This is a genomic window from Alphaproteobacteria bacterium, assembly GCA_017302575.1.
Classification (GTDB): domain Bacteria; phylum Pseudomonadota; class Alphaproteobacteria; order Rickettsiales; family UBA3002; genus JAFLDD01.
The window spans coordinates 827,033-850,938 of record JAFLDD010000001.1; the positions used below are offsets into that span (position 1 = coordinate 827,033).

Sequence of the window (23,906 nt, forward strand, 5' to 3'; positions counted from 1 at the left end):
TTTCATATTTTTATCCAATCTATATTACTGTCCCTATCTTGGCGCTGTTGGCGGCGTAGTCGGCGCTGTTGTGCTAGGAGCGGGAGTCGTTGGTGCGGCAGGTCTAGGCGGCGGTGACTGCTGGCCACCTTGACCCATCTGGCTCATAAGTTGGTCGAACTTACCTGCAGGGTCAAGTGCAATCAGAGTACCCGCTAATTCGTTCGAGACACGATCCACTACCTCGGCGAAGCGCGAGCAGAGGAACACGAGCAAGAGGAAGCTTAATACGTCGATGATTTTAATTGGGAATTCAGGGCAATCTTCGCCACTATCTACTCCCGTATCACGCATGAGACATGTTGCGGCACCCTCCCATGTCATATCTCCATCAATAATAGTGCCTGTATCGGGGTCACGGAATCTCCAGCCCGATACTTCATTTGAAGTACCTTCCACGCCTGTACCTTCTGTATAACACAGTTCAACACTGAACATATTCTGCGTGGCGCTTTGCATCATTACGGTGAAGAACGCCAAGAACGTGAAGAGCAAGATCGGCTGCAACGCGGTACTGATGAGGGAGTTGAGCCAGCTTGTGAACATCTGCTTGGTTTTCTCAAACAGCAAGAAGACGATAAAGATAGGCGCAAGACCAAGTAACAGTGAACGTACCACGAAACACACGGCGTAAAGTCGCAGTGCCTCGATCAGCATTTTAATAAAGGCGGCGAAGGCCATGCCAAGCAGCGCACCCATACCAAGGCCGAATGGGCCCGCCATGAAGGTTCCAAAAATCGCCATGAAGGTTTCAGGGTTAATCAAAAACTCACCAAGCTTATCGAGTTGATAGAATGGGGTTGCATCAGGCGGTAATTCATTGCCCCCAGAAGCAATCTGTAAGACCCCCATGACTAACTCGTCGGTGCCATCATTAAATGCGGTGACCATATAATCAGAAAAGAACTGCCAACCGGAGGGCGAGATGAGCGTGAAAATAAGGCCGATCTTAATGAGGCGCACCAACACTTGGCCTGCGGTAAGTTGCACTAAGCCAATCGTGAAAAACACGCCGAATAATGTCACGGAAAGCACTATCGCTGCATAGACGGCATCCTGATATGCTTCATTTTGTGTAAAGTTTTCGAATATCTTTTGCGTTGCTTCATTCACAATGCTTGTGATGAATTCGTAAATCTGGCTGAGAATACCCGTTTGTGTAGTACCAGCGATTTGGCCAAAGTTAGAAGGCCCAGCACTTGGGCTGAAAATCTCATTCATTCGCTGGTTAAAACTGGTGCACTGGCCTGGATCCGCCGCAGCAGCGCCTCCCGTTGGTGAAAGCCCCACGTTTGCAAGCGGGTTGGGTATTGATGGAGGGTCGATAGCTAGTGCCTGATGAGCTGGCATCAGCACTAACATGGCCAAAAGCAGCAGACTTCGTAGCGCTGCTTTCACGGTATGATCGGTTTTCTTCTGTGCCATAAACCCCTCGTTATTCTCGCTTCATTCCATCACCAAATCCGCGTGCCGCGCCAGTAAACAAGTCTGGCACCCCACGAAGGAAGTCTGTTCCACTCAAGCCGCCAACAGCGACGTTACGCGGCTGTTCTGCAGTTCCCAGATCCGTAGTTGCGCCCCTAAAGCCCTGATTGGCGCTTTGGATAGCATTATTCATTCTCATCTCCATGGTCGACACAGGATCCACTGCCGATGACACCATGCTGCTTCCCGTAATGTTACGTACCGATTCTTGTACGATCTTGAAGCCTTGGCTAATGACCACCGCAACAATGAGCAATTGGAGAATCTGAACGAACATTCCCTCAAGCCTGTTGCCGACACCTTCCATGTCTTCTGCCATCGCATCAATATCTACTGCCGAGGCTTCTGCGCAATTCATGTGACGCCCCATCGTGCCTGAAACAGCATCCGAGATTGTATCGCGTCCTGCACGCGTTGCTTCATCATCACCCTCATGCTCAGCAACCGCGTTCCCGGTATCGGACGATTGGCTCACCATACTTGTACACAGCATGCGTGAGAAGATTTGGAATTCCTGCATCGTCTCTTCATTGAAAAGCTGCTGGACCGTTGAATCCTCTGCAAACAGCACCTTATCATAGAGCATCAGTGACATCATGACGTAGCTACTAATCATCACGGGCATGATTAATGCCGCGAGTATACCCTTCCACCATTTGTCAAAATACTGCGCGGATGCCTGCATCAACGCCAAGGGTATGAAAAGCGGCGCGATGATAATAAGTAGCGTCGCAAGAATGAAGGAGTTCAGATAGGCGAACATCGTTTTCACGACGAACATGAACATAGTGTATAGTAGACCAAGCAAGGCTAGAAATATAAAAATACCGACGTTACCCGCGAATAAGAACCCGCTAAGCAGCCCCAAGCCACTTGCTGCCAGCAACATGTTTGGTTGGCCGTTCGAACCAACGACGAAGCCAAACAGCTTGCCTAGCAAGCAATCCATTTGCGCCCATAGCAATTGGTCATCACCAGCATCGGGTTTCATGAAGTTGCCGACTTCACAGGTGAAGCTTCCTTCATCTGCCAGCGCGCCTGCTACAATCGCGCTACTCTCTTTCATGATGTCATGCGCCATTGGAATCGTACTTGGCATGATTTGTAAGAATCCAAGTACGAAAGCAATTTTGATGACCAGCAACATGCCGCGTTGCGCGACCTGCCCTTCACCTTGCATTATTTTGACGCCGAAGAAAGTAATCACCAGCACCAGAAACGACATGATGGTGGGTTCAAGCAAATCCACAAACGCAATCGCCATCTGCTCGCCTGCGGTTTCAACCGTGTACATCACACATGGCACAATCGCGCCTGTGAGCGTGCCATAGTCACTACAGGATTTTTGAGAGCCACCAGCATCCAAGGTTTGAATTTCGCCAGACGCAGCAGGATTGCCTCCACCGACAGCATCCGCATAGCTGGGCGCTGCTTGTACCAGCAGTAACGCAACGAAAGCTAACTGTAGCAGCTTACGCATCATCTCCTACCCGCTAGCGTTTCACTCATTTGCCTGCCCGCCTGACCCGACATGGCGCTTTGCCATTTCCAGCCACCTGCAAGACCAAAGACGTTTGGTGTGGTGCGGAAGCTACCCACCAGATCGTTGGCGATTTGTGGCACCACTTTCATCAACGCGTTCACAATAAATGACATCACCATCAGCAAAATGGCCGAGGCCATCAGTTCATTCATGAAGGCTTTTTCTACTGGATCCGTTGTCTCGGAATCATCGAGCAGGCCATTACCAGTTTCGTTTTCTGGCTGCACTTCTGGTCTGCGCGCATGCGCTAGCTTATTCCAATCGATCTTACGCAGGTTTACACCCACTACCCAACCCTCTGCACAGTTTTGCGCAGCCTCAACACTCTGGGTGCATTCTGAATCAAAGTACGGAACAGCACCTTCCCTTACGGTACCCTGAGGCGTTTCGCCCGTTGAGCCTTGCGCAAGCATGGTTGGTCCAACCGTTTCATCTTTGTAACCTTCATTCTCTTCGATGTAGCGATTCAGGTTAAATCCATTAGCGCGTGCGGCATCCCCTGCGATGGTGCGCACAAACGATTGATCACCTGAAAAGATGGTTACATCCAGCGCCGCGCAGGCGAAACTTACGAAAGTAACAACAATCACAGGCTGTAGGGCGAAAGAAACGACTAATCCCACCCAGTTATCGAAATACTGCTTGGTCTGGCGGAACATGACGAGTGGTATGAAGAGCGGCCCAATCAGCATCATGAACAAAATACCGATATAGGACATGAGGAATACGAACACTACCTTCACCAAGAAGAACAGCATGGTGTACATGAAGCCAAAACCAATAATACCAATGATAAAGCCTGGGACAGAGGTAAAGAATGCCGAGGCAAAGAACGCAAACAGGCCACGTGCAAGCCCGACACCTGTGATTTGTATGTTGGATGATTCACTACCACCATCACCCATATCGATACCAAAGGTCGTATCCATCAAACAATCCAAGCGCTGCCAGATGGTATCCTGTCCCACCATACATGCGGATGCCGTGGGGTGATTGATCGTACCAAAGCTAAACATGGATGCAGATAATGCATCCATCGATTCGATGACCCACTCATAAAGCATGTCAGTGTTTTGAACGAAATAAACCACGAAGCTTAGTTTGATAAGCATCACCATTGTGTCGCGCGCTACGTTCTCGACCATACCGCCCGCCAGCATAACGCCATAGAAAATCACGGTGAGCGTCAAGAAACCCATGACAGCACCAGTGAGCATTGGTGTGAATTGTTCGAAAAATACACCGCTCGCATTCGCCAGAGTATCACGCACACAGCTCACGATACGCACGGCAATGCCATCATAATCTTCGCACTTTGCAACCATGCCGTTTCCTGATGGTGCTGCCGCAGACGGGCTCAAATTGAGATTGAGATTAAGATTCAAATCCACAGCGTAGGCAGCATGAACTGGAGCAAACAGGAACCAGACCGCAACACATAAGAAAGCAACAGCACAGATTCTTTTAAGATGCTGCATAGCGCCGATGCTCATGCTCACACCTCTTTCACACGTTTGGTGAAAATCGGTAGCCAGACTTCAGGGTCATCACCCACTTGTTTGCGAATTTCGTCTAGCAGGCCTACTGTCTCTGCACGGCCTGAAAGCACGCTGATCACATCATCCATACCACTAAGGTCAATGCGCGCGACAACAACGTCTTTGCCTTGCTTAACCAAGAAATAGCGCGTGCCAGGGTCCGTGTTCTTGAGAAGGTTAAATTCACGTTCCGACAGCATAAATGCTTTACGATACGCGTCGGTCGCTTTGGGGTTTGGAAGGAAGATTTGCGTTGCGGTTTGTTGGATCAGCGTATCCGAAATATCGGAGTTCACCGCATCTTCTACCGACTGGGTTGCAAATACAACCATGCCGTTGAGCTTTCTGAGCGTCTTCAGCCAGTCTTTAATTTTACTGGCAAATACCTTGTTATCGATTAATGCCCATGCCTCATCGAGAATGATCATGGTCGGCGTTCCATCAAGTGCTAGTTGGATACGGTGGAACAGATAGAGCAACACAGGAATCAAGCAGACACGATTGGTGAGCACGTCACCCATCTCGAATCCAAAAACGGTGCTAGAGCGGAAATCCATGACATCTTCCACATGGTCAAAGATCTGCGCATAGCGGCCATCGGAATGCCATGGCTTAAGGCGTGTTGCGAGCGTTCCTGGGCCCTCAAGGCCAAAGAATGCCGCCAAATTACGTAAGACGCGATCACCCTTGTCGAGTTTATAGAGACCTTCGATTGCACGCTGAATCACTTCATAATCTTCGGCGGTGACCGGCTCGTCATTCACGGAGACAAGTGAACTTAACCACTCCGCTATGAAGCTGCGATTTTCCATCGTATCGTCGAGTTGAAGCGGATTGAAATAGCAACGCTTGCCTGGATCAATGTGCGTATATTTACCACCAAGTGCGCGCACAAAAATATCCACGCCTCGGTCTTTATCGAACATGAACATACGGCAATTATATTTTTGCGCCTGCGCGCAGAGGAAGTTCATGAGCACGGTTTTACCAGCACCCGTTGGACCGATGATGGTAGTGTGGCCCACGTCGCGCGCGTGGAAGTTGAAATAGAATGGTGTACCTGAGGTGGTATCAAATACCGTTACCGCATCGCCCCAATGATTGTCGGTTGCTTTGCCGACAGGGTAGTTATGCATGGCTGCAAAGCCCGCGATATTGAGCGTGTTGATTTTCGCTTTACGACCGACGAAATCGAAATTCGCAGGCAACTGCGCCCAATAACATTGCTCGAGAATCATTTTCTCGCGAATAGGGTTGATTCCTACATTCACCATTTCTGCGATCACCATCGACAGCGCACCTTCCAGTGCAGCTAACGAGTCCTCGATACAAGTCACCGTTAGGTGATGCTCACCAAATGCGATGTGGCCCGACATTGCCATATCGAGCGCATCCGAAATTTCGCGCACCTGCGACACCGCAACGTCTTGCGAGTTCGACATGCGGCGTTGCTGCAATTGCATCGCACCGATATTCGTCTGGCGGTTCAGGAACTGATAGGATTGCGCAATAATAAACTCGAACGGCAACTGCAAAAAGGCGTCCATAATGCCCGCCGCAGTGGCGGGTGAGTATTCTTTGATACTAATGACACCTGCATATTTCACGCCCGTTGGCGTACGTATTTCAATAGCGCGATTGCCGAAGTAAAGGCGATTAACAGGAAGATAATGCGCAATGTCCATGGACGGTACGAGCATGGGCTGAGAATCACCACCATTCACCAAACGTCCCAAAAATTCGAGCGGCTCGGAAATCGGGCCAAACTCGGTCTGCTTGGTGGTAAGCACGCGTGCACCATAATCCTTGAAGGTCGCAAGCACGCGGTACACCGCCTCTTTCAGTTCCTTATGCGCTTCACGCAATTGCACCGCTTCGGATTCTTTATCCGCCTTGCTTTCAATTTTTTGGAACATCGTCTCGAACTTGGCGACACCCTTGGTGTCTTGCTTGCGAACGATGGTGATGAAGAGCTCATTCACGAAGCTCGATTTAGAATGGTGCTTCTGCTTCCATCTATCATCCAGTGTCTTAGCGAAACCTTTAGGCATTTCGCCGCCAGGGTAGCCCGTCTGCCTGCGTCGTACCATGTGAAACCACATAGAAAACGTACCCTCTGCCATTGACTTGTAGAGGGAGTTACGCACCATTTTCTTCATGTCGACGACATCGTCGTCCGCCGTTTCGAACGAGAAACCATCTACCTTGATGATTTGCAGTAGCTCTTTGTTTTTAGTGATGATGGTGTCTTTGTCCCAGTGATAGTCATAGGGAATGAACGTCGCGGCAGATACCTCACGCTTGGAGACGCGTGCCTTCGATACCGTACGTTTTTTCAACTGACCAAGCAGCATTAGAACACGTCATACGAGTTAGTGTGGTGGTGATAGCCACGATTCCACGTCAGGAATCCTTTACTTAGTCGCAACATCCAAAGCTCTACTGCGCGCGGCTCCTTCATGCAGAGCAGGTAGCCAAAGCCGTGAATAAATACGCCGTAGAAAAAGGAGGTGAAGTCAGCCGTGTTAATAAACATGCTCATCGTAATCATCGCATTGACGACGAAATACATGTAGCTCACACCCGCAATCATAGGCGGCCGTGCGAGACCTTGGAATAACGGATCGGCTTTGAGTCGGCCACCGGCCATGGTACCACCCCTTTTTGCCCGCAAATTGTTTTGAATTTCTTAGTGTTAGCGAGCACGCTAGCATTTTATGAAAATTCTACCAAGTAATACTTAAGTTTTGGTTAAGATGCACCTATGTGCATTAGGGATTCTGTGGCTATTTTACACCGACCAGTGCCTTGGCAAATGCTTCTGCGTCAAAGGCTTGCAAATCGGCGACGCCCTCGCCCACCCCAATCGCATGAATCGGCAGGCCAAATTGTTCGGCTAACGCTACGACAACGCCCGCCTTCGCCGTGCCGTCGAGCTTGGTGACAATAAGCCCTGTCACCCCTGCCGTATCCTTGAAGGCCGCGACTTGCGAAAGCGCGTTTTGGCCTGTTGTTGCGTCAAGCACCTGAATCACGGCGCTGGGCGCCGAGCCGTCAACTTTTTGGATGGTTTTGAGGATCTTCGAAAGCTCGGCCATGAGATTGTCTTTGGTGTGCAAACGCCCTGCTGTATCGATGAATAGCAGATCGATATTTTCCTGCTTCGCCTGCTCCATGGCACGGTACGCTACTGCCGCAGGGTCTGAGTTTTCTGCACCTGTAATGCATGGCACATTCGCACGGCTTGCCCATTCCATAAGCTGCTCTACGGCGGCAGCGCGGAACGTGTCGGCAGCCGCTAACATCACCATTTTGCCTTGCGATTTATAGTGCGATGCCAGCTTGCCAATCGTCGTCGTTTTACCATTACCATTTACGCCAACCACCACCACGCACCCTTCAGAAACCAGAGGCTTTGCATAGGGTGCAAGACGTTTGACAATTGCATCTGCGAGCAATGATTTTATCTCATCCTCGCTGATATCATTATCGACACGACCTTCGGAAATCTCGGCAACGATACTCGCTGCGGCCTTGGCGCCCATATCGCTCATGATGAGCAATTCTTCGAGCTCTTCGAGTGTTTGCGCGTCGAGTTTTTTCTTGGTGAAAAGCTCTGCAAAGCGTGAAGACGTTTTGAAAAGTCCGGAGAATAAGCTCATGGCTTAGGCTGCCAACAAATGCGTGGGCGTGGCCTGCGCGATGTTCACCGCACATAAGCTACCCACAGGCATTTCATGTGTGAGTGTCACGGGCGCGAAGGTTTCGCTATGTCCCGTTTTGCCGCCCTGCTCGACCACGATGTTCATGGTTTTACCTACACAGGTTTGTAGATATTTCGCGACTTGTTTCTCACCTGCATCGCGCAAACGTGCGGCGCGTTCTTTGCGCAGCGCCATAGTCACTTGCGGCATTTTCGCAGCCGGAGTGCCCATGCGTGCGGAGTATGGAAATACGTGCAGATACGTCAGATTCACTTCTTCGACCAAACGCAAGGTGTTCTCGAACATCTCGTTCGTCTCGGTTGGGAAGCCCGCGATGATATCGGCGCCGTACACCATATCAGGGCGCAAACTGCGCACCTTCTCGCAGAATTCGACGATGTCTTTGCGCAAGTGGCGGCGCTTCATGCGCTTCAAGACCATATCATCCCCCGCCTGCAAACTTACATGCAGATGCGGCATGAGGCGTGGTTCTTCTGCAATCAAGCGATATAAATCATCATCCACTTCCACCGCATCAATCGACGAAAGGCGTAGGCGTTTCAGTTCGGGCACTTGCGCGAGCACACGGCGCATCATTTGGCCGAGTGTTGGTTCACCGGGAAGGTCTTTGCCATAATCGGAAACATCGACACCCGTAAACACGACTTCGTTGTAGCCATTTTCAACGAGCGTGCGCACTTGCGCAACAATTTCACCAATCGGCACTGAGCGCGAATTGCCACGACCATAGGGAATAATGCAAAACGTGCAGCGATGATTGCAGCCATTTTGAACTTGAATGAAAGCACGCGCACGCCCGTCGAACGACGCAACGAGGTGCGACGCCGTTTCTTTCACGCTCATGATGTCATTCACCTGCGCGCGCTCCGTATCCACACTTAGATACGGTGCAGGTTTCATTTTCTCATCATTGCCCAAAACAGCGTTCACCTCAGGCATTGCTTTGAAATCTTCGGCATGCACTTGCGCAGCACAACCCGTAACGATGATACGCGCATTGGGGTTCTCGCGACGCGCGCGACGAATCGATTGGCGCGCTTGTTTCTCGGCTTCCGCCGTCACCGCGCAGGTATTGAATATGATGGTGTCTTTCAGCCCCGCCGCTTCGGCGTGACTCTTCATCACTTCGCTTTCGTAAGTGTTCAGGCGGCAACCGAATGTAACAACTTCAATGGACATGGCGCTGCTTTAGCAGCAAGCAGGACGCGGGAAAAGTGAAAAACCTTGGGTTTGCCTTATCTTTGTTGAGGGCTACCAGAAGTATAACTAAGATTGGGCTCGTCATTATGCGGTGTTTCGCGCACTGGGCGTGGTGTAGGTGCTGGCCTGTATTGATCTGGCAATTCATCAATATGTACTGCGTAGTAAATATCTTTCAGGTCAATTTTTCCATCATTATCAAGGTCCCTGATCATGCGGCACTGGCCTTCTTGGTCATCTAATTGACCAAGCAACCTCAGCGCTTCATCCGTTCTGTTAGTGAGATTATAATCTGGCAATGCGGGCTCATTCCATCGCAGCTCCAAATGATGGCTTCGGCTTAAAAGCTCCATTCCCATTGGCTGCGCAACACGTGCACCCGAATGATAGGCCTGATAGGGATAAGTGAAACCGCGTTCTCCGTTAGGCACGTAGTAGGCATAATATCGATGAACGATATCATCAATTTTTGCGACTAACTGTTCTTCACTGAGTTTAGGTGGCATAGCGTTACACTACTGTTACGTATAAATTATATGTTGGAAGTGCTTAAGCTTTCGTTAATGGAGGCTTATTTCACCACTAAATACATAGGCCACGGGCCCCGTCATCAAGACACGACCATTGCCTTCGCCTTGTATCCATTCAATCTCGAGCGTGCCACCCGGCAATTCCACGCTGACCTTACGCGCACAGAGTTCGCGGCGCACACCTGCCACAACCGCAGCGCAGGCAGCCGAACCACAGGCAAGCGTTTCGCCCGTACCGCGTTCCCACACTTTCATGCGCAGATGATTCGCATCAAGCACTTGCACGGCGCTGATATTGGCGCGCTCAGGAAATAGCGGGTTCACTTCGAGCTTTTTGCCCCACTCGCCCATGCGCACGAAATTGGTGTCACGCACGAAGAAAATCGCATGTGGGTTGCCCATATTCACAGCGACAGGGTCCATCAACCCACCCTCTTCGAGGCCAAGATGGAGTGTGTTGCGCGACTCGCTGAGCGGAATCTGCTGCCAGTCCCATTTTGGTTCGCCCATATCGACCTGAACTAAATCTGCGCCGATTCGTGTTGCGTTGACTACGCCAGCACCTGTTTCGATACTTACCTTATCTTTCTTTAATTCGCGGATGAGAATGTCACCCACACAACGCGAGGCATTGCCACAGGTCGAGATCTTCGACCCATCACAGTTATAAATATGCATGTAAGCATCAGCGGTTTTGGAATTGTCGATAACGACCAGTTGGTCGCAACCAATGCCCAAACGCCTGTCGGCCAAATGTTTCGCCAAGGCTTCGTCGATCTTCAAGGCGTGCTTGCGCGCGTCAATGACCACGAAATCATTGCCGGTGCCATGCATTTTCTGGAATGGTAGTTTGCTCATAGGCCGCGCTTATAGCCTAGCTGCAGACACAAACGCTAGACTAAAATGGGATTTCATCATCCAAGCTAGCTTCGGCCACTTTTGAACGCTGGTAACCGCCCGAAGCTGGCGCATCATAGCCGCCTGCCCCTTCTTCACGGTCACGCTTATCGAGCATGGTCAAATTGCCGTTATAGCCCTGCAACACCACTTCGGTGCTGTACTTGTCTTGGCCAGATTCTTTGTCCTGCCATTTGCGGGTTTGCAGTTGGCCTTCGATATACACCTTTGCGCCTTTTTTGAGGTAGTTCTTCGCAACGGTCACCAGATTATCGTTGAAGATCACCACGCGGTGCCATTCGGTTTTCTCGCGGCGCTCGCCGGTATTCTTGTCTTTCCATGTATCGGAAGTCGCAATCGTGAGGTTGCAGATTTCGCGCCCGTCTTGGGTTGCGCGCACTTCAGGGTCTTTGCCGAGATTGCCTACGAGAATTACTTTGTTGATGCTGCCAGCCATTGTCGTCACTCCGTTTGGTTTTGTAGAGCGTCACTATACGGTCTATTTGTTGCCATGCAACGGCTTTCCCATTGACCTGTGGAGAGAATGCCCCTTATAGTGCTCGACCCCAATCTAGGACATTTATGACAGAATTCATCTCCATCCGCGGCGCAAAACAGCATAATCTCAAGAACGTAGATCTCGATATCCCCAAGAATAAACTGGTGGTTATTACGGGCCTTTCAGGCTCGGGCAAGTCCAGCCTTGCCTTTGATACGCTCTATGCCGAGGGACAACGCCGCTATGTCGAGTCGCTTTCTGCCTATGCGCGCCAGTTTTTGAATATCCACGACAAGCCAGATGTAGAAAGCATCGAGGGTCTTTCGCCCGCGATTGCGATTGACCAGAAAACCACCTCGCGCAACCCGCGCTCGACGGTCGGTACCGTGACGGAAATATACGATTATCTGCGCTTGCTCTATGCGCGCATCGGCGTGCCCTACTCGCCCGCGACAGGTTTGCCGATTGAATCGCAGACGGTTTCGCAAATGGTCGATGTGATTAAAGAACTGCCCGAAGGCACAAAGCTCTATTTGCTCGCGCCGATGGTACGCGGCCAAAAAGGCGAACACCGCAAAGAGCTGCAGCACATGCAGAAAAAGGGCTTCACCCGCGTGAAGATCGACGACCTGTTCTACGAGATGCACGAGCTGCCAACGCTCGATAAAAACAAGAAACACGATATCTCGATTGTCGTTGACCGCATCAAGGTGTCGAATGAATTGGGTAATCGTTTGGCCGATTCGATTGAGACCGCGTTGAATATCGGCAATGGCTTGGTGATGATTGAAATCGCTGAATTGCCAACAGAGGCCAAAAAGAAAACCAAAGGCAAAGCGGATGATAAAGACGCACGTAAAGTAGGCGATATCATCACTTTGTCATCACAATTCGCCTGCCCTGTTTCGGGCTTTACGCTTTCGGAAATCGAGCCACGCTTGTTTTCGTTCAACTCGCCATTTGGCGCCTGCCCGACCTGCGACGGCCTCGGCACGCAAATGTATTTCGACGAAGCATTAGTGGTGCCAGACGCAACCTTATCGCTCGCCACCGGTGCGATTGCACCGTGGAATTCGGGTCATGCGAAATTCTATCAGCAAGCGCTTGAGGCAGTCGCGAAGCATTACAAAGTGTCGATGATGACGCCGTTCAAAGATTTGCCAGAAGATGTTCAGAACGTCATTCTGCACGGTTCGGGCGATGAGCCGATCAAAATTTCGTATTTCGATGGTGCGCGCACCTTCCATAGCCATAAGCCATTCGAAGGGGTTATCGGCAATCTCAAGCGCCGCTACACGGAAACGGATTCCGACTGGTCGCGCGATGACATGGAAAAATACCAGTCCTTCTCGCCATGCGAATCGTGCCATGGCGCACGTCTGAAGCCAGAGGCACTCTGCGTGAAAATTGCCGAGCATGATATCTCGCAAGTATGTGATCTGACCATCGAAGATGCGGGTAAATGGTTCGCGGCCTTGCCGAAAAAGCTCAATGCAAAGCATAATAAAATCGCTGAAAAAGTCTTAAAAGAAATCCGCGACCGTCTTGGATTCTTGGAGAATGTCGGCTTGGATTATCTGACACTCAAGCGCGAGTCTGGCACACTTTCGGGTGGCGAAGCACAGCGCATTCGCCTTGCCTCACAAATCGGCTCAGGCCTTTCGGGCGTGGTGTACGTGCTCGATGAGCCGTCGATTGGGTTGCACCAGTGCGATAATGAACGTCTGTTACACACGCTCCAGCATCTGCGCGATTTGGGCAATACTGTTATCGTCGTCGAGCATGATGAAGACACGATGCGCCGTGCTGATTACCTCATTGATATGGGGCTTGGCGCAGGCATTCATGGCGGCAAAGTGATTGCGAAAGGTACACCGGAAGAAGTCGAGAACACCAAAGCTTCCATCACTGGTCAATATCTGTCTGGTGCGAAGCAAATCGATGTGCCAAAGGAACGCCGCCAAGGCTACAAAATGAAATCGATTCGCATTAAAGGTGCGCGTGCAAACAACCTGAAAGGCATCAACGCCGAGTTCCCGCTTGGCCTATTCACCTGCGTGACGGGTGTTTCGGGCGGTGGCAAATCATCGCTTGTGATTGAAACGCTTTATAAAGCGGTGACCAAGCGTTTGCATGGCAGCAAGGTAACACCAGGCGCGCATGATAAAATCGAAGGCTTGGAGTTCATCGACAAAATTATTGAAATCGACCAATCACCGATTGGCCGCACGCCACGCTCAAACCCTGTGACCTATACGGGTGCATTCCAGCCGATTCGTGATTGGTTTGCGGGTCTGCCCGAATCCAAATCGCGTGGCTATGCGCCGGGCCGCTTCAGCTTCAACGTGAAGGGCGGACGCTGCGAAGCCTGCCAAGGCGACGGCATGATTAAAATTGAGATGCACTTTTTGCCAGACGTCTATGTGACCTGTGATCAGTGTAAGGGCATGCGCTATAACCGTGAGACGATGGAAGTAAAGTACAAGGACAAATCGATTGCCGATGTACTGAACATGACCGTTGATGAAGCGGCGGAATATTTCACCGCGCACCCAAGCATTCGCGAAAAACTCTTGGCGCTTAAAGAAGTAGGCTTGGGATATATTCGCCTTGGTCAGTCGGCGACTACACTTTCGGGTGGTGAAGCACAGCGCATTAAACTCGCCAAGGAGCTTTCTAAACGCGCCACGGGTAAAACGCTTTATATCCTCGATGAGCCGACCACGGGTCTGCATAGCGACGATATTAAGAAGCTGCTGGGCGTGCTGCATAAGCTGGTTGATTCGGGCAACACGCTGGTCGTCATCGAGCATAATCTCGATGTCATTAAGACAGCGGATTACATTGTCGATATCGGCCCTGCGGGCGGTCACAAAGGTGGGCAAGTGGTGGCAACGGGTACGCCGGAAGAAGTTGCTGCGCATGCTAAAAGCATCACGGGGCAATACCTTAAGCCGTTGCTTTCAAAGAAGAAAGCAAAAGGCAAAGCCGCGTAGTTTCACAGAAGCTTCATAAATTCCTCTCTCCAACCATGCTACATTTGTGGCATGAGAACGGCGCCACTTAATCTATATGCGAATGATCGCCATCCATGCGATGACGTTCGCATTTTGCTCGCGAAAATACCTGCTCCGTTGCATGGGCTTTTTTCGCTAACGGTAGAACACGGCAAAGCCATCAAACTTGAGATGCAGCCTAATCCCGTGATTCATGCTATGGCGGAGCTCAAGGGCAATAGAACCACAGACCATAATGGTTTTGTGCGCAGCTATAAGGGCAATGAACTTCGCGCACTCATCGATGCGACAGATAATAACGCGACCGTACCAACAGAATCAGTGGCAATGAGTGTCTATGTAGACCGAGAACCTGCAGAAAAATATTATGCAGAAGATTATCACTACGCGGATAAAAAATTTCTAGGCAGCTTCACACTTAGCACCTTGCTGGAACCTGACGCTGCAACCCAATATGGGCTGCCTGCTTTATCTGGTAATGAGCTAGGCTTACTAAAAGCCATTGCAGAGAAAATTCCAGCTTCATTGCAAGGTGCATTCACGGTGAATCTGGTTTCCAACGCGAATGGCGATAACGTGGTGGTTGATAGGCTGATGCTTGCACCAAACGCCGTGATGCAGATGTTCACGGAGAGTTTTCTTGCGCCCGTTGCAAAGCAACGTGTAGGCAACGATCCAGAACCACCTAGCAATATGGATGTGCTCAGCATGCGTCATCATACCTCAGCGCTTGAGATGGGTCGGCATGAATTGGAAACAGTGATTGGTGGGGCTGGTCAATCCCGAGGTACTACATTCAAGCGTTAGCGCTGAATATGTGAACGCGTATTAGCGCGATCAATAGGAACACCTGCTGCTTCGAGCGCTGCGATTTTGTTTTCACCCATAATAGTAACACCCCTGCCACTACAACTAAATCCAAATACATCGGGTATTAGTCTTGTTAACTCGAGCGATAACATCGGATTAGTGCCTGACTTGGGTTCAAACATTACTGCAGATACATCTGGATTAAAGATGCTATAAAAATGCGTCTTTAGGTTATGCACCACGTATTCTCTTACTCCATCTACTGTCGTAGCTTCGCATGGCATAATGTCACCTCACTATGCCCCTATCATAAAGTGTAATGATATAAATTGTATGAAGTTTATGTAAAAAAATGCATTATTGACGCACCGCAAAAATCAAGAACTCTTTATTGCCCTTAGGCCCAGTGACTGGGCTTTCCACGATGCCTTTTACCTTCCAATTTAACCCAGCAATCCACTCGGAAATATCGTCACACACCGCTTGGTGAATAGCCGCGTCACGCACCACGCCCTTGCCACGGCTGACGATTTCTTTGCCTACTTCAAATTGCGGTTTAATGAGGGCGATGAGTTTTGCGTTCGGCTTGGCGAGCGCCATCACAGCAGGCAGGACTTTTTTGAGCGAGATGAAACTAGCATCGCAGACGATACTATCGAGCGCATCGGGAATCTGTTCGCGGGTGAGGTTCCGCGCGTTGGTTTCTTCCATCACCACCACGCGATTATCATTGCGTAATTTCACGTCGAGCTGGCCATGCCCAACATCCACCGCGTAGACTTTTTTGGCGCCATTCGTCAGTAGCACATCCGTGAATCCGCCAGTGCTGGAGCCAATGTCCGCCACCACTTCATCTTTTACTGTAAGTTTAAAATGGTCGATGGCGTGGGCGAGTTTCATGCCCCCGCGCGACACCCATGGGTGTTCCTTGCCGCGCACGTTCAGTTCGATTTCGTCGTCGAATTGCTGGCCTGCCTTGTCGAGTTTTTTTTCACCCTGATAGACCAGCCCTGCCATAATCAGCGCCTGCGCCTTGCTGCGTGTCTCAGCAAGACCGCGTTCTACAAGCAGTTGATCTAGTCTGGATTTGCTCACTAGCTCTTACGTGTCACCACATAACTTGCCAGCGCACGCAGCGAATCGGCGCGATTATCGAATGGCGAGAGGTGCTCGATTGCTTGTTTGGCCAGCGTGTTGGCTTGTTCGCGCGCACGCTCGATACCCAGCGCGCTAATCAAGGTGGCTTTGCCTTTGGCTGCGTCTTTTTTCACGCCTTTGCCGGTTGAGGTACGCGTTCCTTCAACGTCCAACAAGTCGTCGGTAATTTGGAAGGCCAAGCCCATATCATGCGCATAGCGCGAGAGGCGTGAACGCATCGCGTCCGGCGCTTTGCCCAAAATCGCGCCCACTTCGCACGACACAGCAAAGAGTTCACCCGTTTTAAGACGCTGGAGACGAATCACTTCATCCACCGACATGGATTGATGTTCGGCGTCGAGGTCCATCATCTGACCACCGACCATGCCGCGCACACCAGATGCACGCGCCAGTGAGCGAATCAATTCGCAGCGCACGTTAGGGTCTGCATGAACGCTTGGGTGCGACAATACTTCGAATGCGTATGTCAACAGCGCGTCGCCTGCGAGAATCGCAGCCGCTTCACCGAATTGCTTGTGACAGCTTGGCTTGCCACGACGGAAATCGTCGTTATCCATGGCGGGCAAATCGTCATGCACTAGCGAGTAGGTGTGCACGAATTCAATCGCGGCGGCGGTCATCATTGCCGCATCGGGGTTCACGCCGAAAAGCTTGGCGCTTTCTACGGTAAGAAATGGGCGCAAACGCTTACCGCCCGCCAGTGCGCTGTAGCGCATCGCTTCCATCACTTTGGTTTCGCCGCGCATTTCCACTTCGCCTGCGTCACTTTCCGTTTCACGGCTGTGCAGCGAAATTACTTTATTGGCCATTGCCAAATTGCTTGGCAACAAATCGTCCATCACACGGTCGAGCTTCTCAGAAATTTCGGCTAATGATTTTTGTAAATTCGCTGACATGATTATTCCTTTGAATCAAATGCACTGGTAGTTAGCGCGCCATCGGCACCTTTGGTAATTTTTTCAACTTTCAATTTTGCTTCATTCAATTTTGCGAGGCAGTGGTCGCGCAATTGCGCACCGCGCGTATAATCGGTGATGGATTTTTCTAAATCCGTTTGGCCTGACTCAAGGCCTCGCACGATCGTCTCAAGCTCTTTGAGGGCTTGCTCGAAGCTGAGTTCCTTGATGCTGTCGGGAAGTGTCGTTGCGGCTTTAGCCATGGAATTCCTGATACTTTTTTGAAGCGCAACTATACGGATTTTTCGAGATGAATCAATGGTGATAGTCGTGGTATCCACACATAGCAAAAGACAGAATTATATAATAAATACAATTACCTAAAATTCTACTTGCAACTCATTATTAATTGCAATACATCTCTGCCCATCAATTCTGTGTCTCTCTACAGCCCTGCGCTTTCACTAGCGCGGGGCTTTTTTTATGCTACATAGCCCGCCATGTTTGATTCTCTTTCAAAACGTCTTAGCGCATCCTTTGATAAGCTTCGCAGTCGCGGCACCTTGAGTGAAGCGGATGTGGATGCCGCATTGCGCGATATTCGTATGGCGTTGATCGAGGCGGATGTCGCCCTGCCCGTTGCCAAAGAATTCATCGCCAGCCTTAAAGAAAAAATCGTCGGCGAGAAGATTGTTACTTCTGTATCTCCAGGACAGATGGTCGTGAAGTTGGTGCATGATGCGCTGGTGCAGTTGCTTGGCAGCGAGACTGCTGAAATTAATTTGCACACCACACCACCTGCGGTGATTTTGATGTGTGGTCTGCAGGGTTCGGGTAAAACCACCAGCACGGGCAAACTCGCCAAGCGCCTGAAAGATAAACAGCGCAAGAAGGTGCTTGTTGCATCACTCGATATTTACCGACCTGCGGCGCAAGAGCAATTAGCAACCGTTGCGAAGGCGGCGGATGTTGTTTCATTACCGATTGTCGTAGGTGAAAAACCTGAAGCCATTACCAAGCGCGCGCTGCACGTTGCACGCACCGAAGGCTATGATGTGTTGCTGCTGGATACGGCAGGTCGTTTGCATATCGACGACACGTTGATGGACGAGCTGAAGGCCGTGCGCGATTTGACCAACCCAATCGAGACACTGCTGGTTGCCGACTCGTTGACGGGTCAGGACGCTGTGAATATCGCCAAGGCATTTCATGAGTCGATTGGCGTGACGGGGATTATTCTCACACGTTTGGATGGTGATGGTCGTGGTGGTGCGGCACTATCGATGAAGCATATCACCGGCCAGCCAATTAAATTCGCGGGTATGGGCGAGAAGCTGGATGAGTTTGAAGTTTTCCACCCTGAGCGCATTGCTTCACGCATTCTCGATATGGGTGATGTGGTGAGCTTCGTTGAAAAAGCTGCCGAGACCTTCAACGAGCAAGACGCCAAAGCGGCAATGGAGAAAATGCAGTCGGGCAAGTTCGATATGAACGACATGCTGCAGCAGATGAAGCAAATCCAGAAAATGGGTGGCATGGGGGCGATGCTGAATATGCTGCCTGGTGCAGGCAAAATTCAGGAGGCGATGAAAGGCCAAAGCATCGACGAGAAGCGCATCAAGCATCAAGAAGCGATGATTCTCTCGATGACCAAAGCCGAGCGCACTAACCCTAATTTGCTGAATGCTTCGCGCCGCCGCCGCATCGCGACTGGTGCAGGGCGCACGGTGCAGGAACTAAATCAGCTCATCAAACAATACCAACAAATGGAAACCATGATGAAGCAGATGAAGAAAATCGGCATGAAGGGACTGGCAAATCCCGCCAATCTCAAAAGGTTATTAGGGGGCTGACCTTATAAGGGACGCCGCGTAGCCGTAAGGCGAGCCGCTTGCGGCGGGGGAGTCACGAGGGGGTAAGACCCCTTCGCACTAAAAAATACTGGCAATTCATAAAATCCTGTGCCATAAGCCCCGCTCTTCTTGGGTCACATGGGCAATTAAGCCCAACCGAAAGATGGAGATTTGATTATGGCAACTGTTGTTCGTTTAGCCCGTGGTGGTTCGAAAAAAAGCCCCTTCTACCGTATCGTTGTTGCGGATAGCCGCAAGCCACGTGATGGTAACTTCATTGAAAAACTGGGTACCTTCAACCCACTGCTCGCGAAAGACAATGCAAGCCGCATCGTCATTAACGCAGAGCGCGCAAAATATTGGTTCGGCACTGGCGCACAGCCTTCAGACCGCGTAGCACGCATTCTTGCTGATATGGGCCTGACCCAGAAGCCAAGCGCTGATGGCAAGCCACAAAAGCCACGCAGAAAAGCTGACAAGCTAACCCGCAAAGAGAAAGCTGCTGCTGCGGAAGTAGAAGCAAAAGCACAAGCAGAGGCTGAGAAAGCTGCTGCTGCGGAAGCACCTGCTGAAGCTGCTGCTCCTACTGCTGAAGAAACACCAGCAGCATAAGGCAACCCATGGAAATCGCCTTGGCAGTCGCTGGCGTAGTTCTGGGTGTGTTCGGGGTCATTGAACATTTCGGACTTTAAGCCATGAATGTTTCTGATTTTGTCGAGCTTGCGGTGGTAACGTCACCGCACGGTGTGAGTGGCCGCGTCAAAATCAAATCCTTTGCTAGCCCGCCTGAATCCTTCGCGCTACCCAACCTGATAGATGCGGCGGGCAATCCCGTACGTCTAAAAATTACGGGTGGTGATGGCACTGTATTTATTGCCGCAATTGAGGGATTAAAGCGGCGCGAAGATGCAGAATTGTGGCGCGGCAAGAAGCTGGGCGTTCCACGCGCAGCCCTGCCTGATACGCGCAAAGAAGGTGAATTTTTCGTAACAGACTTGATTGGCATCCCCGTTACTTGGGAAAATGGTGACGCGTATGGCACGATCAAGGCAGTCTATAATTTTGGTGCGGGTGATATTTTAGAAATCACCAAAAGGGATGGTAGCGACGAGATGTTTTCGTTCAATACCGCTACCTTCCCCACGATTGATGTCGCGGCGAAACGTATTGTGATTTCACCGCCTGAAGTCATCCGTGGAGAAGAACATGACTAAGCCATGGGAAGTGGTGGTCATTACACTGATGCCCGATATGTATCCGGGGCCCTTGGCGCATTCACTCATCGGTGATGCGTTGGATAATGGTACGTGGAAACTCACCACCATTAACTTACGTGACTACGGCATTGGCAAACATCAGGTGGTGGATGATTCACCTTATGGTGGTGGCGCGGGCATGGTGATTAAGCCTGACGTGATGGATGCCGCGATTACGGAAGCGAAGAAGCGGGTGCCTAATGCGCAGCTTGTGCACCTCACCCCACGTGGGGAACGTTTGACGCAACCCATGCTGAAGGAGTTCACCGAGCAACCACTCATTCTTATCTGTGGGCGCTATGAAGCGATTGATGAGCGCGTTATCGAGAAACATACGCCACGCGAAGTATCACTGGGCGATTTTGTACTCACGGGCGGCGATATCCCCGCCATGGCGATTATCGAGGGCACAGTACGCCTGTTGCCAGATGTTGTGGGTGATGCAGCCAGCTTGGGGGAGGAAAGTTTCGGACTTCACGAGGAATATCAGCATCTTCTGGAGTATCCACATTACACGAAACCCGCGGAATGGGACGGTAAAACCGTGCCGGACGTGCTTACCAGCGGTCATCACAAGAATATTGATGCTTGGCGCAAGGCGCAGGCCGAGGCTATGACCCAGAAAAACCGGCCGGATTTATGGGAAAAATATAAAAAATAGCGAAGCGCTTGACATCGCCCCCAAAATACCCCAATAAGCCCTTTCCGCGCGGGATGCGCGCTATAAAGAGAGAACGTTATGAACATTGTACAGCAATTAGAAGCCGAGCAATTGGCAAAAGCAACCGCAGGCAAGCGCATCGATGCGTTTGAAGCAGGCGACATCGTGCGCGTGAACGTGCGTATTATCGAGGGCAACAACGAGCGTATTCAGGCGTTCGAAGGTCTCGTGATTGCAAAGAAAAATGCTGGCATCAATTCATCGGTTACCGTGCGTAAAGTAAGCCATGGTGAAGGTGTTGAGCGTATCTTCCCAACCTTCTCACCACGTCTGGATTCGATTGAGAAAATCCGTGGCGGTGAAGTGCGTCGTGCGAAATTGTACTACCTGCGTGGTCTTACTGGCCGTGCGGCACGTATTAAAGAAAAGCGTTCGGTGGTTCCGGGTGCAGATAACGCTGGCAGCGAAGCCCAAGCGTAATCACGTCTTTCACGATTTTGATGATTGGAAAGTCTTCGCATGAGCGCAAGACCACGTACAGTTTTTGATAAAATTTTTGATGCACATCTCGTTCATGAAGCAGAGGACGGAACGTGTCTGCTCTATATCGACCGTCATTTGGTGCATGAAGTAACTTCGCCTCAAGCCTTCGAAGGTTTGCGCGCTGCTGGCCGTAAAGTACATAAGCCTGAAGCGACACTCGCAGTTGCCGATCATAACGTACCAACGACGAGCGATCGCCTGCAAGGCATCAAAGACGAAACGTCGCGCATTCAAGTGCAAACGCTTGAAGACAACACCAAAGAATTCGGCGTGCAGTATTTCAAGATGGACGATCTGCGCCAAGGCGTCGTGCATATTGTGGGGCCTGAGCAAGGCTTCACCCTTCCCGGCGCGACGATTGTGTGTGGTGACTCGCACACCTCGACACATGGTGCATTCGGTGCGCTCGCATTTGGTATCGGCACGTCGGAAGTCGAGCATGTGCTTGCCACCCAAACACTGATTCAAAAACGTGCAAAAAATATGCGCGTCACCGTGGATGGCACTTTGCCAATCGGCGTGACAGCGAAAGATATTACGCTCGCCATCATCGGTAAAATCGGCACGGCTGGCGGCACGGGCTATGTAATTGAATATGCAGGTTCGGCGATTCGCGAACTCAGCATGGAAGGTCGTATGACCGTGTGTAACATGAGCATCGAAGCAGGTGCGCGCGCGGGTCTGATTGCGCCAGACGAGAAAACCTTCGAATACCTCAAAGGCCGCCCGATGGCGCCAAAAGGTGAGTTGTGGGACAAGGCCGTTGCATGGTGGAAGACTCTGCCAAGCGATGCGGATGCGACGTTTGATGCGGAAATCACGCTCAATGCTGCCGACATACTTCCGCAAGTCACATGGGGCACCAGCCCACAAGACGTTCTGCCGATTAGCGGCAAAGTGCCCTCACCTACGGATTTCGAAGAAGCACGCCGCGAGACGATTGCCCGTTCGCTTGAATATATGGGTCTTACCGCAGGCACGCCGCTTACTGACATTGCCATCGATAAGGTGTTCATTGGTTCATGCACCAATGGCCGTATCGAAGATTTGCGTGCTGCTGCAAAAATCGTGGACGGCAAAAAAGTTGCTGCTTCAGTGAAGCTCGCCATGATTGTTCCGGGCTCTGGCCTTGTAAAACAACAAGCCGAGAAAGAGGGCTTGGATAAAATTTTTACCGCCGCTGGATTTGAGTGGCGCGAAGCTGGTTGCTCGATGTGCCTTGCTATGAATAATGACCGCTTGTCACCTGGCGAACGTTGCGCCGCGACCAGCAATCGAAATTTCGAAGGTAGGCAAGGCCGTGGTGGCCGCACCCATCTGATGAGTCCCGCCATGGCCGCTGCCGCCGCGATTACGGGAAAACTGGCAGATGTAAGGGATTTCCAATGAGTACCGAACTGAAGACCGCTGCCATCGGCACGGCACGTGACTACCAGAACCTGCCAGCGTGGCAGAAATCGATGTTGCTTGCTGAGCAAGTCTTCGAACAAACCGAACAATTCCCTGCGCGTGAGCATGCGGGTTTGGCTGCACAACTGCGCCAAACGGCAACTTACGTTGCCAGTGCGATTGCGGCAGCAAGCGCTGCAAGCGACAGCTTGGAGATCAGCGAATTCTACCGTGAAGCGCAATCAGCACTTGCTGAACTTTCAACACAATTGCAACTCGCTGAGCGTTTGAAATATGTCGAAGCTTCGGACGCGCAGGACGAGATTGATGCCATCACACGTTTGCTTATCGGCATGCAGCATGGCCTGAAAATCGCCGCGCGCGATGCAGAACGTGCCGAGCAAGTGGCACAGCGTGAAGAGCGCAGCAAAGCACGCGAAGAGCGTGGTGGTGACCGTCCGTTCAAGAAGCCTTACGAAAAACGTGATGGTGGTGAAGATCGTCCACGTCGTGAATTCAAGCCACGTGACCGCGATGATCGCGGTGGTGACCGCCCTTACAAAAAGCCTTACCAGAAGCGCGAAGGTGGTGAAGACCGCCCACGTCGTGATTTTAAACGCGATGACGCGCGTGGTGGCGACCGCCCATATAAGAAGCCTTACCAGAAACGTGAAGATGGTGATGCGCCACGCCGCGAATACAAGCCGCGTGACCGCGATGCACGCCCAGCACGTGATGGTGGCGACCGCCCTTACAAAAAGCGCGAGGACACGCGCGGTGACCGCCAAGGATACGGCGGCAGCAAGAAGCCTTACGTGAAGCGTGACTTCGGCGGCAAACCAAAACCACGTAGAGACCGCGACTAAT

The 23,906-nt window shown here is 51.1% G+C and carries 23 protein-coding genes; 9 read left to right on the forward strand and 14 right to left on the reverse strand.

Going from position 1 to position 23,906, the window contains the following annotated elements; translation table 11 throughout:
* Nucleotides 1-33: 33 nt before the first annotated feature.
* From J0M34_04285 to ssb, 10 genes are all read right to left on the reverse strand, one after another.
* Nucleotides 34-1,464 (reverse strand): type IV secretion system protein, encoded by a 1,431-nt coding sequence (locus J0M34_04285; GenBank protein ID MBN8543465.1) that lies wholly within the window; start codon nt 1,462-1,464, stop codon nt 34-36.
* Between the two features lie 10 nt (nt 1,465-1,474).
* Nucleotides 1,475-3,007, reverse strand: a complete 1,533-nt coding sequence (locus J0M34_04290; protein ID MBN8543466.1) for a type IV secretion system protein — start codon at nt 3,005-3,007, stop codon at nt 1,475-1,477.
* Nucleotides 3,004-4,560 carry a type IV secretion system protein gene (locus J0M34_04295; GenBank protein MBN8543467.1) on the reverse strand — a complete coding sequence of 519 codons (1,557 nt, stop codon included), beginning with the start codon at nt 4,558-4,560 and terminating at the stop codon, nt 3,004-3,006. Before J0M34_04295 ends, J0M34_04290 begins: the two co-directional genes overlap by 4 nt.
* A 2-nt stretch (nt 4,561-4,562) precedes the next feature.
* A complete protein-coding gene (locus J0M34_04300; protein MBN8543468.1) occupies nt 4,563-6,959 on the reverse strand; it encodes a VirB4 family type IV secretion/conjugal transfer ATPase in 2,397 nt (798 codons plus the stop codon).
* Nucleotides 6,959-7,255: a VirB3 family type IV secretion system protein gene (locus tag J0M34_04305; GenBank protein MBN8543469.1), complete on the reverse strand. Its 297-nt coding sequence runs from the start codon at nt 7,253-7,255 to the stop codon at nt 6,959-6,961. The genes J0M34_04300 and J0M34_04305 overlap by 1 nt, the downstream gene beginning before the upstream one ends.
* A gap of 136 nt (nt 7,256-7,391) precedes the next feature.
* Complete coding sequence (gene ftsY, locus J0M34_04310; GenBank protein MBN8543470.1) at nt 7,392-8,267, reverse strand: signal recognition particle-docking protein FtsY; 876 nt, start codon at nt 8,265-8,267, stop codon at nt 7,392-7,394.
* A gap of 3 nt (nt 8,268-8,270) precedes the next feature.
* Nucleotides 8,271-9,509, reverse strand: coding sequence for a tRNA (N(6)-L-threonylcarbamoyladenosine(37)-C(2))-methylthiotransferase MtaB (gene mtaB, locus J0M34_04315; protein MBN8543471.1), 1,239 nt, complete (start codon nt 9,507-9,509; stop codon nt 8,271-8,273).
* A gap of 56 nt (nt 9,510-9,565) precedes the next feature.
* A complete protein-coding gene (locus tag J0M34_04320) occupies nt 9,566-10,036 on the reverse strand; it encodes a hypothetical protein (GenBank protein MBN8543472.1) in 471 nt (156 codons plus the stop codon).
* Nucleotides 10,037-10,090: 54 nt separating this feature from the next.
* Nucleotides 10,091-10,918, reverse strand: a complete 828-nt coding sequence (locus J0M34_04325) for a diaminopimelate epimerase (GenBank protein ID MBN8543473.1) — start codon at nt 10,916-10,918, stop codon at nt 10,091-10,093.
* 40 nt (nt 10,919-10,958) lie between these two features.
* Nucleotides 10,959-11,414, reverse strand: a complete 456-nt coding sequence (gene ssb / locus J0M34_04330; GenBank protein ID MBN8543474.1) for a single-stranded DNA-binding protein — start codon at nt 11,412-11,414, stop codon at nt 10,959-10,961.
* Nucleotides 11,415-11,539: 125 nt separating this feature from the next.
* Between ssb and uvrA the strand changes: the two genes are divergently transcribed.
* Nucleotides 11,540-14,452: an excinuclease ABC subunit UvrA gene (uvrA, locus tag J0M34_04335; protein ID MBN8543475.1), complete on the forward strand. Its 2,913-nt coding sequence runs from the start codon at nt 11,540-11,542 to the stop codon at nt 14,450-14,452.
* Between the two features lie 51 nt (nt 14,453-14,503).
* Nucleotides 14,504-15,280 carry a hypothetical protein gene (locus J0M34_04340; GenBank protein MBN8543476.1) on the forward strand — a complete coding sequence of 259 codons (777 nt, stop codon included), beginning with the start codon at nt 14,504-14,506 and terminating at the stop codon, nt 15,278-15,280.
* On the opposite strand, the gene J0M34_04345 is transcribed toward J0M34_04340, so the two are convergent.
* The 4 genes from J0M34_04345 to J0M34_04360 form a co-directional block, all read right to left on the reverse strand.
* Nucleotides 15,277-15,567 carry a hypothetical protein gene (locus tag J0M34_04345; GenBank protein ID MBN8543477.1) on the reverse strand — a complete coding sequence of 97 codons (291 nt, stop codon included), beginning with the start codon at nt 15,565-15,567 and terminating at the stop codon, nt 15,277-15,279. The genes J0M34_04340 and J0M34_04345 overlap by 4 nt on opposite strands.
* 73 nt (nt 15,568-15,640) lie before the next feature.
* Nucleotides 15,641-16,378 carry a TlyA family RNA methyltransferase gene (locus J0M34_04350; protein ID MBN8543478.1) on the reverse strand — a complete coding sequence of 246 codons (738 nt, stop codon included), beginning with the start codon at nt 16,376-16,378 and terminating at the stop codon, nt 15,641-15,643.
* Entirely contained in the window at nt 16,378-17,250 is an 873-nt protein-coding gene (locus J0M34_04355) for a polyprenyl synthetase family protein (protein ID MBN8543479.1), read from the reverse strand. The genes J0M34_04350 and J0M34_04355 overlap by 1 nt, the downstream gene beginning before the upstream one ends.
* 89 nt (nt 17,251-17,339) lie before the next feature.
* Nucleotides 17,340-17,600 (reverse strand): exodeoxyribonuclease VII small subunit, encoded by a 261-nt coding sequence (locus tag J0M34_04360; GenBank protein MBN8543480.1) that lies wholly within the window; start codon nt 17,598-17,600, stop codon nt 17,340-17,342.
* Nucleotides 17,601-17,837: 237 nt separating this feature from the next.
* Between J0M34_04360 and ffh the strand changes: the two genes are divergently transcribed.
* From ffh to J0M34_04395, 7 genes are all read left to right on the forward strand, one after another.
* On the forward strand, nt 17,838-19,190 hold the full coding sequence (gene ffh, locus J0M34_04365; protein MBN8543481.1) for a signal recognition particle protein: 1,353 nt from the start codon (nt 17,838-17,840) through the stop codon (nt 19,188-19,190).
* A gap of 177 nt (nt 19,191-19,367) precedes the next feature.
* A complete protein-coding gene (rpsP, locus tag J0M34_04370) occupies nt 19,368-19,802 on the forward strand; it encodes a 30S ribosomal protein S16 (protein ID MBN8543482.1) in 435 nt (144 codons plus the stop codon).
* An 83-nt stretch (nt 19,803-19,885) separates the two neighbouring features.
* Nucleotides 19,886-20,404 (forward strand): 16S rRNA processing protein RimM, encoded by a 519-nt coding sequence (gene rimM / locus J0M34_04375; GenBank protein MBN8543483.1) that lies wholly within the window; start codon nt 19,886-19,888, stop codon nt 20,402-20,404.
* Complete coding sequence (gene trmD / locus J0M34_04380) at nt 20,397-21,107, forward strand: tRNA (guanosine(37)-N1)-methyltransferase TrmD (protein MBN8543484.1); 711 nt, start codon at nt 20,397-20,399, stop codon at nt 21,105-21,107. Before rimM ends, trmD begins: the two co-directional genes overlap by 8 nt.
* A 78-nt stretch (nt 21,108-21,185) precedes the next feature.
* Nucleotides 21,186-21,587 carry a 50S ribosomal protein L19 gene (gene rplS, locus J0M34_04385; GenBank protein MBN8543485.1) on the forward strand — a complete coding sequence of 134 codons (402 nt, stop codon included), beginning with the start codon at nt 21,186-21,188 and terminating at the stop codon, nt 21,585-21,587.
* A 39-nt stretch (nt 21,588-21,626) separates the two neighbouring features.
* Complete coding sequence (gene leuC, locus J0M34_04390; protein ID MBN8543486.1) at nt 21,627-23,039, forward strand: 3-isopropylmalate dehydratase large subunit; 1,413 nt, start codon at nt 21,627-21,629, stop codon at nt 23,037-23,039.
* Nucleotides 23,036-23,905 carry a four helix bundle protein gene (locus J0M34_04395; GenBank protein ID MBN8543487.1) on the forward strand — a complete coding sequence of 290 codons (870 nt, stop codon included), beginning with the start codon at nt 23,036-23,038 and terminating at the stop codon, nt 23,903-23,905. The genes leuC and J0M34_04395 overlap by 4 nt, the downstream gene beginning before the upstream one ends.
* The last annotated feature ends 1 nt before the right edge of the window (nt 23,906 follow it).

What these genes read in the sequence shown, in the direction of transcription:
- J0M34_04285 (MBN8543465.1), bottom strand. Translation starts at nt 1,464, where the DNA reads ATGGCACAGAAGAAAACCGATCATACCGTGAAAGCAGCGCTACGAAGT.
- J0M34_04290 (MBN8543466.1), bottom strand. Translation starts at nt 3,007, where the DNA reads ATGATGCGTAAGCTGCTACAGTTAGCTTTCGTTGCGTTACTGCTGGTA.
- J0M34_04295 (MBN8543467.1), bottom strand. Translation starts at nt 4,560, where the DNA reads ATGAGCATCGGCGCTATGCAGCATCTTAAAAGAATCTGTGCTGTTGCT.
- J0M34_04300 (MBN8543468.1), bottom strand. Translation starts at nt 6,959, where the DNA reads ATGCTGCTTGGTCAGTTGAAAAAACGTACGGTATCGAAGGCACGCGTC.
- J0M34_04305 (MBN8543469.1), bottom strand. Translation starts at nt 7,255, where the DNA reads ATGGCCGGTGGCCGACTCAAAGCCGATCCGTTATTCCAAGGTCTCGCA.
- ftsY (MBN8543470.1), bottom strand. Translation starts at nt 8,267, where the DNA reads ATGAGCTTATTCTCCGGACTTTTCAAAACGTCTTCACGCTTTGCAGAG.
- mtaB (MBN8543471.1), bottom strand. Translation starts at nt 9,509, where the DNA reads ATGTCCATTGAAGTTGTTACATTCGGTTGCCGCCTGAACACTTACGAA.
- J0M34_04320 (MBN8543472.1), bottom strand. Translation starts at nt 10,036, where the DNA reads ATGCCACCTAAACTCAGTGAAGAACAGTTAGTCGCAAAAATTGATGAT.
- J0M34_04325 (MBN8543473.1), bottom strand. Translation starts at nt 10,918, where the DNA reads ATGAGCAAACTACCATTCCAGAAAATGCATGGCACCGGCAATGATTTC.
- ssb (MBN8543474.1), bottom strand. Translation starts at nt 11,414, where the DNA reads ATGGCTGGCAGCATCAACAAAGTAATTCTCGTAGGCAATCTCGGCAAA.
- uvrA (MBN8543475.1), top strand. Translation starts at nt 11,540, where the DNA reads ATGACAGAATTCATCTCCATCCGCGGCGCAAAACAGCATAATCTCAAG.
- J0M34_04340 (MBN8543476.1), top strand. Translation starts at nt 14,504, where the DNA reads ATGAGAACGGCGCCACTTAATCTATATGCGAATGATCGCCATCCATGC.
- J0M34_04345 (MBN8543477.1), bottom strand. Translation starts at nt 15,567, where the DNA reads ATGCCATGCGAAGCTACGACAGTAGATGGAGTAAGAGAATACGTGGTG.
- J0M34_04355 (MBN8543479.1), bottom strand. Translation starts at nt 17,250, where the DNA reads ATGGCCAATAAAGTAATTTCGCTGCACAGCCGTGAAACGGAAAGTGAC.
- J0M34_04360 (MBN8543480.1), bottom strand. Translation starts at nt 17,600, where the DNA reads ATGGCTAAAGCCGCAACGACACTTCCCGACAGCATCAAGGAACTCAGC.
- ffh (MBN8543481.1), top strand. Translation starts at nt 17,838, where the DNA reads ATGTTTGATTCTCTTTCAAAACGTCTTAGCGCATCCTTTGATAAGCTT.
- rpsP (MBN8543482.1), top strand. Translation starts at nt 19,368, where the DNA reads ATGGCAACTGTTGTTCGTTTAGCCCGTGGTGGTTCGAAAAAAAGCCCC.
- rimM (MBN8543483.1), top strand. Translation starts at nt 19,886, where the DNA reads ATGAATGTTTCTGATTTTGTCGAGCTTGCGGTGGTAACGTCACCGCAC.
- trmD (MBN8543484.1), top strand. Translation starts at nt 20,397, where the DNA reads ATGACTAAGCCATGGGAAGTGGTGGTCATTACACTGATGCCCGATATG.
- rplS (MBN8543485.1), top strand. Translation starts at nt 21,186, where the DNA reads ATGAACATTGTACAGCAATTAGAAGCCGAGCAATTGGCAAAAGCAACC.
- leuC (MBN8543486.1), top strand. Translation starts at nt 21,627, where the DNA reads ATGAGCGCAAGACCACGTACAGTTTTTGATAAAATTTTTGATGCACAT.
- J0M34_04395 (MBN8543487.1), top strand. Translation starts at nt 23,036, where the DNA reads ATGAGTACCGAACTGAAGACCGCTGCCATCGGCACGGCACGTGACTAC.